This is a genomic window from Emticicia sp. CRIBPO (assembly GCF_009905725.1).
Classification (GTDB): domain Bacteria; phylum Bacteroidota; class Bacteroidia; order Cytophagales; family Spirosomataceae; genus Leadbetterella.
Map to the genome: position 1 here is coordinate 45,533 of NZ_JAAAKV010000004.1, position 15,819 is coordinate 61,351.

Below are 15,819 nucleotides of genomic sequence, written 5' to 3' on the forward strand. Positions count from 1 at the left end.
CTGTTCCATGCCACAAATTTTACATTCTGCTGCTTAAGGAATTATGATATTGCTCATCTGTTATTATGATTAATAGCTGAATTCCGGTAAATTCACGGAATAAATGGCACAGATTCATATAATCCTGACAGGAGTCATATTTTAGTTTTTTTATTCAACCTAATTTGCCGATGAAAACAAATCCGGAGCATTTATCAGCACAAGACACTGAAATGGACATATTTAACCAGGTGGAGGCGATATTTCAGTTTGCCACAGAGGCTATTTTAATTACAAATGACAAGGGGGTTATCATCAGGAGTAACCCAAGTGCCGAAAGGCTGTTCAGATATACCCAGCATGAACTTACAGGCTCTTCAGTAGAAATGCTTATCCCGGCCAGATATAAACATAGTCACGAAGCCCACCGGGAACATTATAACAAGAACTCGCACCCCCGGGCGATGGGAACAGGTTATGATGTGTTCGGAAAGACAAAAGAGGGGACGGAGTTCCCAGTTGAAGTCAGTCTGAGTCCCTTTTCCAATAGTCAGGGGCGTTTTGTGATTGCTTTTATCGTTGATATATCCCTCAGAAAGAGTGCGGAAGATCAGATGAAGGCCTACCAGTCGGAACTGGAAAAGGAAGTGGAGGAGCGGACGATGATCCTTAAGGAAGCCATTCATAAACTCGAACAGATCAAAGAGGAGCTGGACAGGTCACTGAAGCGGGAAAGGGAGCTGAACTCTATGAAATCGAGGTTTATCTCCATCGCTTCACATGAATTCAGGACTCCGCTGGCGACGGTCTTGTCTTCTTTGTCGCTGGTCGAAAAATATGCCGATCTTAACGAGGACGAGAAGAGAAATAAGCACATCACCAGGATCAAGTCCTCCATCCGCAATTTAACAGACATCCTGAATGATTTCCTGTCTCTTAATAAGCTGGAAGAAGGCAAGGTGATGGTAAGTCCGGATGAATTCGATGTGAACAAAGTCGTTGAAAAAGTCGTGCCGGATATCCAGGGGATTGCCAAGACAGGTCAGAAGATTGAGTCTGTTTTTGCAGCTCCTGAAACCATCGTTGAGCTGGATGCCAAACTGGTTCAGAACATCCTCATCAATCTTTTGTCCAATGCCATTAAATTCTCACCAGAAGATTCAACCATTACGGTTTCTGTCCAAACCTCCGGTGGCAGGCTCATCTTAAAAGTCGGGGATCAGGGTATCGGTATTCCCGATTCTGATAAAAAGCATATGTTCGAACGTTTTTTCAGGTCTTCCAACGCCGGGGAGATCCAGGGCACAGGACTGGGCCTCAGCATTGTTTTGCATTATGTCAACCTGATGAAAGGAAACATCTCTTTTGAAAGCAAGGAAAATGAGGGTACGACATTTATAGTTGACCTACCGATGAAAATTAAATAGCACAGATTTATACTATACAGAAGCATGAAAAAAATACTGTTGATAGAAGACAATTATGAAATCAGGGAAAACACGGCCGAGATTCTGGAATTGGCAGATTATTCGGTCATAACCGCTGAAAACGGCCGGATCGGCGTGGAAAAGGCCCGCCAGGAAAAACCCGACCTCATTGTTTGCGATATCATGATGCCGGTGATGGATGGTTACGGCGTTTTACATTTGTTGTCCAAAACTACCGATACGGCTGATATCCCTTTTATCTTTCTGACGGCCAAAGCCGACCGCACAGACCTCAGAAAAGGCATGGAAATGGGAGCAGACGACTATATCACGAAGCCGTTTGATGATGTTGAGTTGCTGAATGCCATTGAAAGCCGGCTCAAGAAAGCGGAGATGATCCGGAAAAATTATTCACAAAATTTGTCAGGACTTGATCAGCTGATCAGTGATGTCGGGGGAGAGGAAGAACTGGCGAAGCTTGCACAGAACCGTGAGGTAAGGGTATACAAGAAAAAGTCAGAGATTTACAGGGAGGGCGACTTTCCCCTTTATCTTTTTTATGTCATCAAAGGCAAAGTGAAGACATACAAAACCAATGACTATGGCAAAGAACTGATCATTAATATTTTTGATAAAGACGAGTACCTGGGCTATGTGGACCTGCTGCAGGAGAGCAGCTACACCGAGTCTGCCACGGCCATGGAGGATTGTGAAATCTGCCTGATCCCCAAAAATGACTTCAATATGCTCGTGCACCGGAACACGCAGGTGACCCGTAAGTTTATGGAGTTGTTGTCAAAAAACATCAAAAGCCATGAAGAGCAACTGATCAAGCTGGCTTATAATTCGGTTCGTAAGCGTGTGGCCGAGGCCCTGCTTAAGTTTCACAGCCATCTGATCACTGACAATACACCTAATACGTATATGAAAATCAGCCGGGAAGACCTTTCCAACATAGCCGGAACTTCCCTGGAAACGGCGATCAGAATGCTTTCGGATTTTAAAGACGAGAAGCTGATCGACATAGAAACAGGAAAAGTGAAAATACTTCACCTGGAAAAACTGAAAAATCTTAAAAACTAAAGCCGGATATCTGACCTGGTTTCATTCATTAAAAAAGAGGGCTTCTGATGAATATCGGAAGCTCTCTTTTTGTTTTTGGGGTATTTCGAGACCGGGTGAATAAGCCGAAGCTTTGGCTGAGCCTTGTGATGCTAAACCTGCTCAGATGCGAGAATAAGAGGGTTGATAAAAAAAATATGATAAAATGTATCTTTTAATAAAAAAAATTATTAAACTTACATAAGATTTGCATTAAAGCGACGTTTTATTGTCTGATCTCCTCAGATTTACAAACAGGATGATCAGAATCTGAGAAATCCGGGTCAGAATATGCTGAACCGGTAATTTACTGTTTCTGAAGGCGTAGATGTGATTGATGGGGAATGAGAAAGCATTCTGAGGAGGAGAGGCAGAGGTAAGAAGTGTTGAGTGTTTGAGGGTTAAAGTATTAAATTAATCTGTGGAACAAAGCTGTTCCGGGATCTAAAATAGTAATCTAGGTAATTATTGAATCTTATAATAGGAGGGCATTTGCCCTCCTATTATTTTTTGTGGCGGGGGCCGTGCCTCAAGGCACTGACGTACCGGGGCGAAGCCTTTGATTATATTAAAATATTGGTTAATTCATGTAAAATGAATGATAATTTTAGTGATACACCTTTTATTAAAAAATCTTATTAACTATATTTATGTTTTAATGACTAGTTCTTTATTCACCTTAAAAGATTAATGGATTTAAATACAAGTAGTATTATAAAAAGTGAAGTGCTATCCCGTGAATCGGCGGTAGAACTCAAAAAGTACAAGCAGAAGAAAAGTATCCTTAAATCATTATATCTGCACAAAAGGATGACCATTGCGGATTTATCGGAGGCTCTTTTTATAAGTATCCCTACGCTGACTTTGTATGTGGAAGAACTGCTTGCTGAAAACTGGCTTTCAGGGGAAGAACTGGATAACAAAAAACAGGGAAGAAGACCCACCATTTATTTTTTGAATACAGATTCCAAGCATGTCCTGATCGTGGATATCACCATCCATGAAACCAAGATATTTGTCCTTAATTTTAAGAATGAGATCGTATCCGAAGAACAGTTTGATCTGAAACTGACGGATGATCCTTCTTTTCTGCCGGAAATCTTTGGCCTCATTAACCAGACCATTCAGAGGACCAATGCCTCTCATAAAGACATCATTTCCATTGGCATTACCATGCCCGGTTTGGTGAATAAAAGAACCGGAATCAACAAGACGTATAAAAATATCAACATTGAAAACAAGTCGCTGAGTAAAAGAATAGCCGAAAAACTCAATATTCCTGTCTTTATGCTGAATGATTCCAAGGCCACGGTGTACGGAGAATCTAAATTCGGTGTAGGGCAGAACCTGTCTCATGTGCTGTCTATCAATGTGGACTGGGGGATCGGTCTTGCGGTGGTGATCAACGGACAGATTTTTAACGGTGCTTCGGGCTTTGCGGGGGAGCTGGGCCATATACAGGTTTATCCTGACGGTGACCTGTGCCGGTGCGGAAAGGTCGGCTGTCTGGACACAGTTACTTCGGCTCCGTCTCTTTTAAAAAGAGTGAGAAAAGGCCTCAGTGACGGTCAGGTCTCGATTTTGTCAAAATATAAAGAAAATCTTGAAGAAATAGACCTTGAAATGGTCATTGAAGCGGCTAAAAGCGGCGATGGTTTCTCTATTGATACGCTTTACAATATCGGAATGGAATTAGGTAAAGGGCTTTCGGTGGCTGTTCATCTGTTTAACCCTCAGATCATTATCATTGACGGGGTCTTGTCCAAAGCCGGAAAGTTGATTGTCAATCCTATCGAACACGCCATCAATAAATATTGCCTCCCTGATTTTAAAGAGAATCTGAAAATAGAGGTGACGAACCTGGGAGAGTCTGCGAAAATCCTGGGAATGAACGCCTTTGTGGCCAATAAATTATTCAGAAGCGAGTAACCTCACCTCATTTTCAACACCTTATCAGATATCAGTCGTTGCCTGGTCCTATTTTGAAAACCAGGCACGTATATTTTTGTTGGTTGTTTGTATTCCAGGGCTTATGAGTCCGGATAGATTCCGTATCAGGCCTTGATGAATTTAATGACAAGCGGGTAATAATATGGTTTTTCCTGTATGACCTTGACGGTATTGATCATGATAATAATGAAATGATAGATGACCAGCAACACGAAAAAAGGCGGAATACAAATAAGACAAACGATCATATAAATGGACAGGCTGATCTGAAAGTTGATAACGTCCCTGGCATGTGTGTTGATGTTTTCTATTTCTTCTTTTTTTAGTATCCAGATGACTGCCGTCGGAATAATAAAAAGAAAATAGGCACTCAGGTGTACCAGCGGAAGCCATATGTGTTCTTTTGACTCTTTCTGTATCTTGTTGTTGTCAAAAGCGTCCGACTGTAAATCTTCAAAGTCTACTTCTAAAGCCCTGGCAATGGTCTGAATGGTATACGCCCTTGGTACTACCTCTCCATTCTCAATCCTCTGGATGGTCCTGACACTAAGGTCTGTTTTGGCTGCCAGGTCTTCCTGGGTCATCCCTTTCTGAGATCTCAGTTCTTTTATTTTTTCTCCGGTTGTCATAATTAAGGCAGATCAGATTTTTTCAGTAAATATCTGTATTATTAGCATGATCACACAACTACTATGCCACGACATTTACCCGACATTTGTATTCAGGGGAGGTCCGGAGGCTTTTTTCCTTATAAAAACATCGTTTTAACTTATAACCAGACCACTTTTTGTTCAGGATCGTGAGGTTGTCCCAGTATTTCACGGTACAGGTCCGGCCTTCTGGCTTTGATGTAACGGTGCCCTCCGGCCAGGGTAAGCTTTTCTTTGGTCAATGTCGCTGCCACAAAATCGTCACCCAGGGTCCTGCATTCGGCAACAATGTCGCCGAACGGATCCAGTATCATGGAGCAGCCGTTCTTAAGCTGGTCTTCATCCATGCCGATGGGATTGGAGAATACCACGTAAACGGCATTGTCATACGCCCGTGCAGGCAGCCATTTCATCAGCCAGCCACGGCCTTTCAGTCCGTCAAACTCAATTCTGAGCGATGTCGGGTCTTTCTCCCTGTTTTTCCATAATTCAGGATCTACAAAACCCGCCCCGGGACGCGTAGAAGGCGTGCACATCGTCACATGGGGCATGAAAATGATTTCTGCTCCCAGCAGACGGGTGGCCCGGACGTTTTCGATCACGTTGTTGTCATAACAGATAAGGATGCCGCATTTCCATCCGTAAAGGTCAAAGACACAGTAGCTGTCACCCGGGGTCAGATGAGGATTGATGAAGGGGTGTAACTTCCTGAATTTAGCCACCAGGCCGTTTTTATCTACACAAACATAGGCTTTGAAAAGATGGTCCTCAGCATCTTTTTCGAACAAACCGGCCAGGATAGCCACGTCATGCTGAGCTGCGATCGAAGTGAGTTTCTGAATGCTTTCGCCGTCAGGAATGAATTCGGCGATGTCAAGCATTTCAGCTTTCGAAAGGTTTCTTGCAAAGGTATAGCCCGTCACAGAGCATTCATGAAAGGCAACGACTTTAGCCCCCCCGGCAGCAGCTTCAGCTGTAAGGCGTTCGATTACCGAAAGGTTATAGGCTTTGTCGCCGCTTTTATTTTCAAACTGGGCGGAAGATATTTTTATCGGATCCATTTATTTAAGGTTGTTATTTGCCTGCAATGTCAGATAATGTAAATTTTGATAGCAGAAAGCTTATTTAAGCCTTACATACTTCTCGATATTCAGTCTTTCCACACCCAGGTTCTCAATTTTTTCCACGCCGCTTTGAATCAAAGTGTCATTTTTAACAGACACGGAGAACTTGAAATTATTATTTTCCCAGGCTCTTTCTGAGCAGAATTCAAGGTATTCAGTGTATTGGTCACCTTCCAGTGTATATTTTCCGCCTCCTGAGCTGTAAACGTCTGCGGAGTCCTTGCCCTGGTGAAGGTCATGCCTCAGAAACGCGAAATGATCGCCGTTGATAATCTTGATCATTTTTTCTCCTTTGGTATGATCGGTAACGGTGGTATCTCCTTTTTCGATAAGGGTTCCTGAAATGAGCTGCCAGGTGCCTTCGATGGCGGGTTTGTCTTTTTTAGTGGCATTGTTTTCGGCTTTCGGACTGCAGGCGGCAAAACACAGGGATACAAAGAGAAGCGGAAGGCTGGTTTTCATAATTTTAAGGTAAGTGATATTGTTTTAAGTGAGTACTCTGACTCAAATATAAGGAAAACAAGGAACAAACCCTCAGTCGAGAAGACCCAATAAGTCTGTTTTTGTAAATTTTTTAATAATGTCATTATCCGTCCTGATCAGATCAGCCGTCAGGTCTTTTTTAGAGGATTGCAGCTTTACTATTTTCTCCTCAATTGTGCCGGGACAAATCAGTCTCACTGCCACCACATTTTTCTTCTGCCCGATGCGGTAAGAGCGGTCTATGGCCTGGTCTTCCACGGCAGGGTTCCACCACGGATCCACCAGGAACACATAATCGGCTTCTGTGAGGTTGAGTCCTGTGCCCCCGGCTTTCAGGCTGATGAGGAATACCCTCACCTCGGGGTTTTTCTGGAAATTATTGACCCTGGCTGCCCGGTCTTTGGTTTGCCCTGTGAGGTATTCGAAACCGATTTTCCTGGCCTCAAGGGCTTGTCTGATGAGGTCGAGCATGACCACAAACTGTGAAAACACCAGGATTTTGTGATGACCTGACTTATTTTCTATCTGCTCCATCAATGCTTCTATTTTGGAAGATTCGCTGCCATAATACTCTTCATCACTCAGCAGGGCAGGGGAGTTGCAGATCTGTCTCAGTTTGGTGAGTCCCTGCAGGATATGCAGTCTTTCTCTCGGAATATCGCCTTCCTGGCGGGTGTTCAGAAACATCCTGAATTCTTTTTCATAGGCGTTGTAGACTTTCCTTTGTTCTTCACCCATTTCACAGTAAAGGACCATTTCTGTTTTTTCAGGCAATTCTTTGGCTACCTGCTGCTTGGTTCGTCTCAAGATAAACGGACTGATTTTCTTCCGGAGTTCCACAGCCCTCTGCATGTCTCCGAACCCGTCAATCGGGGTCGCGTACTGGGTTTTGAAACGGAATTTGGTGCCTAAAAGCCCCGGACAGGCAAAAGAAAGCTGGCCGAATAAGTCATACGTGTTGTTTTCCAGCGGGGTGCCGCTCATGACGATCTTGTTTCTCGATTGTAACAGGCACGCGGCTTTGTACCGCTGAGATTCCGGGTTCTTGATGTTCTGAGATTCATCCAGGATCACATAATTGAAATAATACTGTTTCAACAGACGGATATCAGACAGCATCGTGCCGTATGAGGTAAGGATGATGTCATACTGGTCAAAAGTGGCGGTTTCACTGACCCTGCCGGCACCATAAACCGTCAGTACTTTTAATGAGGGAGCAAACTTTTCGACTTCTTCCTGCCAGTTAAAAAGCAATGAAGTAGGTACTACCACCAGGTTGGTATTGTGAGCTGTTTTTTGTCTTTGTGATAAGATAAAGGCAATGACCTGCAGGGTTTTTCCAAGACCCATGTCATCAGCCAGGCATCCTCCGAAACCGAATTCATCCAGGAAGTTGAGCCAGTTAAGACCCTGTTTCTGATAGTCGCGGAGGTTGGCTTTCAGGCCTTCAGGTATTTCGACTGCTCTGATGGACTCAAACTGAGACAACCTTTCGGAGTAATGAGCGATGCTTTGCTGCGTGTCGGAGCTCAGCATTTCTTCATCATACAATTCCCTCAGTTGAAGAAAGGTAATCCTGGGTGTTCTGATCCTTTCTTCCGATATTTCACCGGATTCAAAGTAATTGCTCATTTTCTCCAGCCATTCTTCAGGCAGGATACCCAGGGTGCCGTCGTCCAGCTGAACGAATTTATTTTTGTTCCTGATCGATTTATAAAGATGTTTTAATGTGGCTTTCTGCTGCCCGAACCGGACGTCAAGCGTAGTATCAAACCAGTTGATGCCAGTGCTTACACTGACCGATACTTTGGCTTTATAGCCGTTGAAGCGGTTCTTTTTAAGCTCGTTAAAGCCCAGAATTTCGATGTCATAACTTCGCCAGACCTCAAAAGCGTCCACAAACCAGTTTTCATCCAGAAAACGTTTCTTGTGCAGATAAAAGAAATCGTTATGCATCTGATCTTCAAAATCAGGATGCTGGCGGAGAAGGACAGCCGTAAACCTGATTTCGGCCGCTTCATCTCTGGGTACACTGAAAGGGACTCCTTCATGATCAGTAGCATAAATCTGCCTTTTTGAAAGCACAGGGATTTCTGCATGGCCATACCGCATGATCGGCGTGATCAATACGAAGTCTTCAGAGTCTGACAGGTAAATGGCACAGCGGGGTGCAGAGTCAAAACCGGTTTCTTCTGCTTGTTTGGATGTGGCGGGTCTCAGGTAAGAATAAGTAATTAAGACACGGTCTTCCAGCCCTGCCAGGATTTCCTTTCTGAAGTTTTCAAAACCCGACTCATGGATCAGGAGTTTGTTGTTTTTTTGTTTGAAATAGTCAATAATCCTGATCAGCTGCAGATGATCGATCAGGTACATGGTCCCACGCAGCAATATAAAGTAATCGAACCTGATAGAGATATCTTTTAATTCATAAGACTTCTCATCCACGATCAGATGTCCCGTAATGTGATAAAAGTCGTCTTTTTTGTCAACCACCAGGTGGATGTCTGATGTATAGGTTTTTAATTGGACCGGTACGAGCGACTGGGCATTAAGGCTGCCGGAAGCCCCGGGCTGATGATAAAAGAAGTCGAGATGCAAGGGGTTTCTGATGAGTGATCTGAGGCTTTCAAGGTGAGCTTCTGAAGCGGATGCATCAAAATTGTACTGGAACCTGGCAATGGTCGTATAAAACTTCATCTCTTCAGGTTCATCCGTTTTCAAAACCAGGTCAAGCGGCTGCAGGGTCACCAGCGGATTTTTTAGTTTTCCTTCTTTGGTGGTGGCTGCTTCGAACAATTCGATATTAAAATGCTCGTAATATTTATGCTTTTTGAAGACAACGACCTTCTTTTTAATTTCAGCCTCCTCACTTTGTACAAAAGGCGGTTTTTGGGCGAGGATCAACTGCTCTTTCAGCTGTCTGACAGCAGACAGACTTACGGGTAACAGGCCATTGTCTAAAGTTTTGATCTCGTATGTTTTGGTGCCCTGTTCTATTTTGAAATATTTTTCAGGATCGTCGTTTTCTGTCAGTCCGTACTCTTTTCCGAATTGTCTCAGTTTTTCACGACGCAACTCTCTATCAAAAAATATCCTGATTTCCTGGCGGGTCATGATCGCATATAAGGCCATGGATTGATGCCGGCAGAGCTTATTTTTTTGGCTTTTACAGTGACAGATTAAAGTGATATTTTCCTGATCTGCAGTAACTTCCACATCCGGAAAATGAAGGGTTTCGGATAAACTTGAAAACAAACCGGTGTTGATGTCCAGTGATTTGGCATAAAGATCCGAAACTTCACCACTGTTCAGCTCCTGACTGTGCTTAAGTATAAAGCTGTTGGTGAGTTCAGCGATGCTGAAATCAGGAATGGTATAAGTATGATTTGACTGACTTTCGTTCACTGGGTTCTATAATGAGGAAATGGATGCCGGAAGACAAAGTAATGTGATAATCCTCAATTAAGAAAGGGCTATTTTTCAATTTTACCAATCCTGAGCAACAAAGGAAAGCGGATGACACGCGTGTCTGTTCCCCAGAGTACTTTGAGTTGGTCAAAAACAAGGTCTAAGGGATTGTTTCCTGTAGCTTTCCGGTAGTGTTTTACAGCTGACCAGGTTTGCAGATAGCCCGTCAGGTGTTCAAATGACCACTCAAATACCATTTCAAAAGCCTCAGCTTTTATCTCCCCGAACGGAAAAGGGATCGTTTGATAATGTTCGTCAATGTACTTCCTTTCTGTATCCCAGTAAGGACCGATGACGTTTTTGTAGAATTCATCAATAACCGCGTCGATTTCAGGAGAAACCCTGAAAAGACCATACCCGATGACAGCCAGGATGCCCCCGTCTTTGATGGTCCTGTTCACTTCCCGGTAAAATGCCTCAAAGTCAAACCAGTGAATGGCCTGGGCCACTGTAATCAGGTCAAAGGTATTGTCCGGAAAAGGGGCTGACTCGGCCCGGCTTACCGAATAGAATATTTTTTCATGCGGAATGGCTTCGTCAATCTGCTGCTGGCTGAGGTCGGTAGCATAAACCTGGTCGAAATAAAAGGCCAGTTCGCGGGCTACCTGTCCGTTTCCGGTGCCGCAGTCCCAGGCGGTTTCCAGATCAGGTACCAGTGTGATGAGATAATCGAAAAGAGACCTGGGATAAACCGGCCTGAATCGGGCATACTGGTCGCTTTGTGAGGAGAAATTGTCTTTCATGATTATCTGAGGTAAGCACAGGGAACATTGACAGGTTCGTAATCGATTCCGTAGGCGTGTTTCATAAGCAGGCTCACTGTTCTGGAAATGGTCAGTTCCTTTCTGTGCATCTGCGGAAGCAGCCCCATCATGGCATAGCTGACCGGGTTGACGGCCGGGATGAACGTTTCCCATTCATAGTTTTTGCCCCAGATCAATCCTTTGACCTGGACCCCGAGGTCAGCCCCGTGCTGAAGCAAAAAATGCATCATTTCCGACGAATTGTTCTGGTTCTGATTGACGGTATGAAAGATGGGCGTGTGCCCTCCGAAGCCATACTCATCCACGCCTGCTTTGGCATTCACATCTGCTTTATGCCTGACCAGTACTTTGGCACAGTCCGGGAGGTTGTATTCAGCACAGATATGAAGCAGGCTGACCTCTGTAAGCGGGGTGTATGCACAGTCAAAGAGAGAATAGCGGGCATGAATGTCTACTGCACCATCATTGATCATCCTGTCGAGTGTTACGGCGTCGTCAGTCAGGATGGCCAGTATCAGAGGGTCGAATTGCAGGCCATAATCCACAAAAGCCCTGATACAGTGTTTGAAAGCCGGACTCCGGTAGTACATTTCCACCATGGTTTGAAAAAGGAGCTTGCCGTTGTGTGATGCATTGGGATCAATACCCTCTGAAAAATACTGCCTGATGCCGTCTTCTGAATGTACTTCAAATTCACCGATAAGGTCATCTGTCATTGCCATAAATTCTGCATTTTACTGGGCCTGACCCGGCCACGACAAATATAATCAAAAACCGGGTCAAGTCCATCGGTCTTACTGACCTGCGTTCACGACTTTTCTCAGGTCGTCATGGAAGTTGAAATCCTGGAAAACATTCTCAATGACCACCACACTGGTTTTGGTTTCGGGATAGTATATCAGGCTGGAAATAAAACCTGCCATGGCTCCGCTGTGGCTTAATTCCGGCTGATTGTTCAGCTCAGAAATCTGCAATCCGTAACCATATCCTACTTTTCCCCACCGGTGACTGGGCCTGTAAGCATATACGTCTGTCATCAGGGCATAAGATTTCTGACTAAGCAGTTTGCCGTTGTGAAGGTTTTCATTCCACAGACTGAGGTCTTTTGCCGTGGAAATAATACCACCGCCCGGCGTAGATTTTTTCATATTATCCAGCTGGTAAGGTTCGGGACTGAAAACCCCGTCACTTTTTTGGGTATAGCACGGAATAATGTGCCCTTTCCGGTATAAAGCCGGGATCGTGCTGTTTTTCATTTTACATTTCCTGAACAAGGCCGTGATCAGTTCCGGGTAGGTTTTGCCACTGGCTTTTTCTGCGATTTTCGAAAGCAGTTCATAAGCGAGCAGGGGAGAATACAGGAATTTTTCTCCGGGCTTGAAAGCCAGCGGTTTATCCAATGTCGTCAGGCCTGAAGTATGCGTCAGCAGGTGATGAATGGTCACTGAATCAGTCCAGGCCTGCTGCATTTCGGGCAGGTACTTTTTTACCGGATCATGAAGCTGCAGATTCCCTTTGTCAAATTCGCTCAGGACCAGTACGGCAGTGAATTGCTTGCTGACAGAGCCGATCATGAACTGATCATGCATTGTAACCGGTGTTTTTGTACTGAAATCCGCGAAACCACGGGACGCGGAATAAACAGGTTTCCCGTTTTGAGCCACTATCAAGACCCCGTTGAGCGGCCTGGGTTTCTGACTGGAGAGCAGCGAATCAATCCGCTGTGAAATGGTGTTGGTCTGAGAAAACAGAACAGTAGAACTGACGAGAAACAGTAAGCTGAAACACAGCCTTACCCAGCCTGGGTTTTTCATAAAAATCTGAAAGGTTTATAATTTTGAAAAGCACGATTTAACACTCAAAATTATCTGAATTATTCCTGCTTTTTAAGGTTTGACCGGGATTTATTTTTTTCTTTTAAAAAGGTGTTCCCGGGTGAGATTTTCTTTAGTCTGAGGGGTCATTTTTACCATGGGAATGTGGTATCATCAGGACTGTCCGTTTCAGATCCACCGCCTTACTTTTTGGGAATATTCAGTATATTCTTCTCCGAAATCCCTCTGTAAACGTGGTTCTTCCCGGAAAACAATAAACAGGTGAAAGGCTGCAAGGATAACCAGGCTGTACACCAGTAAAGAAAATGATCCGGTATAGACAGATTCACCGATAAGGATCATCATGACGCCCACATACATCGGGTTCCGGGAATACCGGTATAAGCCTTCTAAAACCAGCTTTTTTGTAGGATCGGCCGGAGACAAGGTGCCGCGGCCTTTTACCGCAAAATTAAAGATGCAGATAAGCATGACGATAAGCCCTGAAATGAAAAGAAACAAACCCGTTTTTTCATGGATCCTTACGGGAAGCCTGATGAGGTCATCCAGGTTTTTGTCTAGAATAAAAAAAGGGATCAGCCCTGCGACAATGCCGGGTTGCAAAATGGTAAAAAACAGATTTCTCAGCAGTAACGAAAACATATTATTCTACCTTGTTTAAGGTATAGCTGTGCCCTCCGTCACCTCCCAGGGCTTTATTATCGTTTCCGAGGAAGTGGAAAATATTCTTATCAAGCTGCCATAGCCTGAGAGCAGACTTTAAACCGGGGGATTGAAGCTCATAAATGACCTTTTTTTCACCCGAACTGCTGATCTGAAATTGTCCGGAAAACTCTGATTTAATACCTCCTCCCTTATAATTCATCGAGTTGGGCAGGCCTTCTCCATAGGTACTCACGAGGTTGAACCGGCCCGCCCCGGTCATCGTAATCTTCCATTTGACAGATTCACAGGCCTGATCCCCTATACCCAGGGCAGTTTTCATTTCCTGTCCGCATGGTGTAATCCCTGAGAGCACCGTGTTTTTGTTCTGGGCAGCGGCACTCAAACCTGACATGAAGTAGAGTAAGAAACATAGCCTGGTCATATAGCCTCCGGTTTCTTATTTAAGGTATAACTGAACTGGCTGTCTCCCGGCAGCAGTTCTCCGTCAGCATTTAAAAAAAACAGAACATCATCGGCAAGGTAAAACCTCAGCGGCTTTCCGTCGAAATCAAGCTCATAAATCACAGGGTATGATTCATCTCCTTTTACTATTTTCCACGAACCGGTTCTGGCTTTCTGTCTGCAAAAAGTAGCCTCAATTTTATAGTTTCCAGGGGTTTTGGTTGAGGTATCCTGGTATAGCGTTACTTTCCATTTTAATTTGAAACAATCTGCAGCAACAGGCAGACCCAGGTTTTTTGAAATGGCCTCACAGGGGGTACGACCGACAAAGACAGCAAACACTGCAGGTTCAGCAGGTTTATCTTCCTGGAAAAAACCTCCCCAGAAAGACAAAAAGGTCAGGAAAAATGACATACTGATCATGACATTCTTTTCATTTTAAGGTCTTGATTACCAAATATAACACTTTTTGACTTATGGAGCAGGGGTGCTGTTTTATTATTCAGCGTTCATGTACTGATCCCAGAAATGCTCCTCTGGTTCGGTTTGCTGGACAATGTCAATGTACATTCCGTTGGGATCTGTCAGGCCGAATCTTTTTTGTCCCCAGGGTTCATCTTTCAAATGATAATAAATGTCATATCCTGCTTCCAGGAATCTTGTATATTCGGCATCCGCATCATCGACCTCAAGGGTTAAAAATACACCTGATTCGCTGGTCATGGCCGGCATAACGGGCGGGGAAGACGGATGTATTTCATCAATGAACCCAAAAAGATGAGTGGTTTCTCCTTCTGATTTCAGCAGGACGAAAAAAGAAGATTCGAAATATACTTCAAAGTTGAACCGGCTGACATAAAAATCCCTGGTCTCTTTTAGTTGTTTGCTGACAAAAACCGGGTACTGATCTTTAATTTTCATGATTGATTTGTTTTAATGATACTGCAAAGATAGGCCGGCAGGGAAAGGGGAACATTGTAAAAAACGGACAAAACCTCACTCGAGGGCTTTTGAAGGGGTTTCGCCATAGAGCGTCTTGAATTCTTTGATAAAGTGGGCCTGGTCGTAATATCCAGCATCATAAAATATCTTGTTTTTCCGAAGGCTCTCTGCGGATGGATTGTCCTTCAGGATATTCTGAAAACGCACGATCTTACTGAAAGTTTTGGCGGAATCTCCCACATAAAACTCAAACAAACGACGGAGTTGCCGGCTGCTCAGTCCAATATCAAGTGATTGCTCCACATGGACTACGCCTTTGTTTTTAAGAATGATCTCCAGGGCCTTGTACAGTCTTTTGTCTGAATATAAGGTTGTTTTCGAAAGATGCCCGGTAAAGTAGTCATCCCATAAAGATTTTATTTCGGACGGTAGCAGCCCTTCATGAAAGTGGTTGCTGATAAAAGAGGAGGTTTCTGGCAATACCGATTCCAGGGCTTCGAAACGGTCGGTGAGTTCCGAGGCGTTGACTTTAAACAGCTGTGGAAAAGCGGTAGGTAAGAAGCGTACACCCACATAATTGAAGGTCGTGTCGAGCGGAAACTCAATGTAAGAGGAGGCCGTCCCCATGACAAAGTTTTTGTGTGACCGGTTCAGCTCAAAGAAAATGTCAATGCAACCGTCGGCCACTACCCTGTATTGAAAAGCCTCCGTAAGTTTTGATTGGGTTTTGAGTTGCCAGTAGCAATAAATGAAAGCTCTCAGTTCTGCACCGGGCATCAACTCCGTATAATTCACTTCACCGTTTTTAAGACTCACGGTTGGCTGGACAGGGTGGTAGAGCTGCCTTATGTCAGGAATTCCGTTCATAGCTTTTGCATTTCAGTTTGTAAATTACTAAACGCGGGCATTTAAAGCATGAAAACGCACGGGAATTCTTTAAAAACAAGAAAGAGGTGACAATTCTGCCACCTCTTTCTTTCATCTTACAT

At 44.1% G+C, this 15,819-nt stretch carries 15 protein-coding genes; 3 read left to right on the forward strand and 12 right to left on the reverse strand.

Going from position 1 to position 15,819, the window contains the following annotated elements; genetic code table 11:
* The first annotated feature begins 170 nt into the window (after positions 1-170).
* The 3 genes from GVN16_RS09145 to GVN16_RS09155 all read left to right on the forward strand — a co-directional run bounded on the left by GVN16_RS09145 (position 171) and on the right by GVN16_RS09155 (position 4,436).
* Entirely contained in the window at positions 171-1,406 is a 1,236-nt protein-coding gene (locus GVN16_RS09145; RefSeq protein WP_166563580.1) for a PAS domain-containing sensor histidine kinase, read from the forward strand.
* 24 nt (positions 1,407-1,430) lie between these two features.
* Positions 1,431-2,489: a response regulator gene (locus tag GVN16_RS09150; RefSeq protein ID WP_166563581.1), complete on the forward strand. Its 1,059-nt coding sequence runs from the start codon at positions 1,431-1,433 to the stop codon at positions 2,487-2,489.
* A gap of 708 nt (positions 2,490-3,197) precedes the next feature.
* Positions 3,198-4,436 carry an ROK family transcriptional regulator gene (locus tag GVN16_RS09155; RefSeq protein WP_166563582.1) on the forward strand — a complete coding sequence of 413 codons (1,239 nt, stop codon included), beginning with the start codon at positions 3,198-3,200 and terminating at the stop codon, positions 4,434-4,436.
* A 125-nt stretch (positions 4,437-4,561) separates the two neighbouring features.
* Here the strand turns inward: GVN16_RS09155 and GVN16_RS09160 are convergent, their stop codons facing one another.
* The 12 genes from GVN16_RS09160 to GVN16_RS09215 all read right to left on the reverse strand — a co-directional run bounded on the left by GVN16_RS09160 (position 4,562) and on the right by GVN16_RS09215 (position 15,697).
* Complete coding sequence (locus GVN16_RS09160) at positions 4,562-5,086, reverse strand: helix-turn-helix domain-containing protein (RefSeq protein WP_166563583.1); 525 nt, start codon at positions 5,084-5,086, stop codon at positions 4,562-4,564.
* A 140-nt stretch (positions 5,087-5,226) separates the two neighbouring features.
* Positions 5,227-6,168, reverse strand: coding sequence for a nitrilase family protein (locus GVN16_RS09165; RefSeq protein WP_166563584.1), 942 nt, complete (start codon positions 6,166-6,168; stop codon positions 5,227-5,229).
* Between the two features lie 60 nt (positions 6,169-6,228).
* Positions 6,229-6,693: a hypothetical protein gene (locus GVN16_RS09170; protein WP_166563585.1), complete on the reverse strand. Its 465-nt coding sequence runs from the start codon at positions 6,691-6,693 to the stop codon at positions 6,229-6,231.
* Between the two features lie 72 nt (positions 6,694-6,765).
* Positions 6,766-10,119: a DEAD/DEAH box helicase gene (locus GVN16_RS09175; RefSeq protein ID WP_166563586.1), complete on the reverse strand. Its 3,354-nt coding sequence runs from the start codon at positions 10,117-10,119 to the stop codon at positions 6,766-6,768.
* Between the two features lie 68 nt (positions 10,120-10,187).
* A complete protein-coding gene (locus tag GVN16_RS09180; RefSeq protein ID WP_166563587.1) occupies positions 10,188-10,925 on the reverse strand; it encodes a class I SAM-dependent methyltransferase in 738 nt (245 codons plus the stop codon).
* Positions 10,926-10,927: 2 nt separating this feature from the next.
* Positions 10,928-11,668 carry an ankyrin repeat domain-containing protein gene (locus GVN16_RS09185; protein WP_166563588.1) on the reverse strand — a complete coding sequence of 247 codons (741 nt, stop codon included), beginning with the start codon at positions 11,666-11,668 and terminating at the stop codon, positions 10,928-10,930.
* Positions 11,669-11,740: 72 nt separating this feature from the next.
* Positions 11,741-12,760 (reverse strand): serine hydrolase, encoded by a 1,020-nt coding sequence (locus GVN16_RS09190; RefSeq protein ID WP_166563589.1) that lies wholly within the window; start codon positions 12,758-12,760, stop codon positions 11,741-11,743.
* Between the two features lie 189 nt (positions 12,761-12,949).
* Positions 12,950-13,423, reverse strand: a complete 474-nt coding sequence (locus tag GVN16_RS09195) for an isoprenylcysteine carboxylmethyltransferase family protein (RefSeq protein ID WP_166563590.1) — start codon at positions 13,421-13,423, stop codon at positions 12,950-12,952.
* Position 13,424: 1 nt separating this feature from the next.
* Positions 13,425-13,868 (reverse strand): hypothetical protein, encoded by a 444-nt coding sequence (locus GVN16_RS09200; protein ID WP_166563591.1) that lies wholly within the window; start codon positions 13,866-13,868, stop codon positions 13,425-13,427.
* Positions 13,865-14,311: a copper resistance protein NlpE N-terminal domain-containing protein gene (locus GVN16_RS09205; RefSeq protein WP_166563592.1), complete on the reverse strand. Its 447-nt coding sequence runs from the start codon at positions 14,309-14,311 to the stop codon at positions 13,865-13,867. Before GVN16_RS09205 ends, GVN16_RS09200 begins: the two co-directional genes overlap by 4 nt.
* Before the next feature lie 75 nt (positions 14,312-14,386).
* Positions 14,387-14,809: a VOC family protein gene (locus GVN16_RS09210; RefSeq protein WP_166563593.1), complete on the reverse strand. Its 423-nt coding sequence runs from the start codon at positions 14,807-14,809 to the stop codon at positions 14,387-14,389.
* 75 nt (positions 14,810-14,884) lie between these two features.
* Positions 14,885-15,697, reverse strand: a complete 813-nt coding sequence (locus GVN16_RS09215) for a helix-turn-helix domain-containing protein (protein WP_166563594.1) — start codon at positions 15,695-15,697, stop codon at positions 14,885-14,887.
* Positions 15,698-15,819: the final 122 nt, after the last annotated feature.

What these genes read in the sequence shown, in the direction of transcription:
- GVN16_RS09145 (WP_166563580.1), top strand. Translation starts at nt 171, where the DNA reads ATGAAAACAAATCCGGAGCATTTATCAGCACAAGACACTGAAATGGAC.
- GVN16_RS09150 (WP_166563581.1), top strand. Translation starts at nt 1,431, where the DNA reads ATGAAAAAAATACTGTTGATAGAAGACAATTATGAAATCAGGGAAAAC.
- GVN16_RS09155 (WP_166563582.1), top strand. Translation starts at nt 3,198, where the DNA reads ATGGATTTAAATACAAGTAGTATTATAAAAAGTGAAGTGCTATCCCGT.
- GVN16_RS09160 (WP_166563583.1), bottom strand. Translation starts at nt 5,086, where the DNA reads ATGACAACCGGAGAAAAAATAAAAGAACTGAGATCTCAGAAAGGGATG.
- GVN16_RS09165 (WP_166563584.1), bottom strand. Translation starts at nt 6,168, where the DNA reads ATGGATCCGATAAAAATATCTTCCGCCCAGTTTGAAAATAAAAGCGGC.
- GVN16_RS09170 (WP_166563585.1), bottom strand. Translation starts at nt 6,693, where the DNA reads ATGAAAACCAGCCTTCCGCTTCTCTTTGTATCCCTGTGTTTTGCCGCC.
- GVN16_RS09180 (WP_166563587.1), bottom strand. Translation starts at nt 10,925, where the DNA reads ATGAAAGACAATTTCTCCTCACAAAGCGACCAGTATGCCCGATTCAGG.
- GVN16_RS09185 (WP_166563588.1), bottom strand. Translation starts at nt 11,668, where the DNA reads ATGGCAATGACAGATGACCTTATCGGTGAATTTGAAGTACATTCAGAA.
- GVN16_RS09190 (WP_166563589.1), bottom strand. Translation starts at nt 12,760, where the DNA reads ATGAAAAACCCAGGCTGGGTAAGGCTGTGTTTCAGCTTACTGTTTCTC.
- GVN16_RS09195 (WP_166563590.1), bottom strand. Translation starts at nt 13,423, where the DNA reads ATGTTTTCGTTACTGCTGAGAAATCTGTTTTTTACCATTTTGCAACCC.
- GVN16_RS09200 (WP_166563591.1), bottom strand. Translation starts at nt 13,868, where the DNA reads ATGACCAGGCTATGTTTCTTACTCTACTTCATGTCAGGTTTGAGTGCC.
- GVN16_RS09205 (WP_166563592.1), bottom strand. Translation starts at nt 14,311, where the DNA reads ATGATCAGTATGTCATTTTTCCTGACCTTTTTGTCTTTCTGGGGAGGT.
- GVN16_RS09210 (WP_166563593.1), bottom strand. Translation starts at nt 14,809, where the DNA reads ATGAAAATTAAAGATCAGTACCCGGTTTTTGTCAGCAAACAACTAAAA.
- GVN16_RS09215 (WP_166563594.1), bottom strand. Translation starts at nt 15,697, where the DNA reads ATGAACGGAATTCCTGACATAAGGCAGCTCTACCACCCTGTCCAGCCA.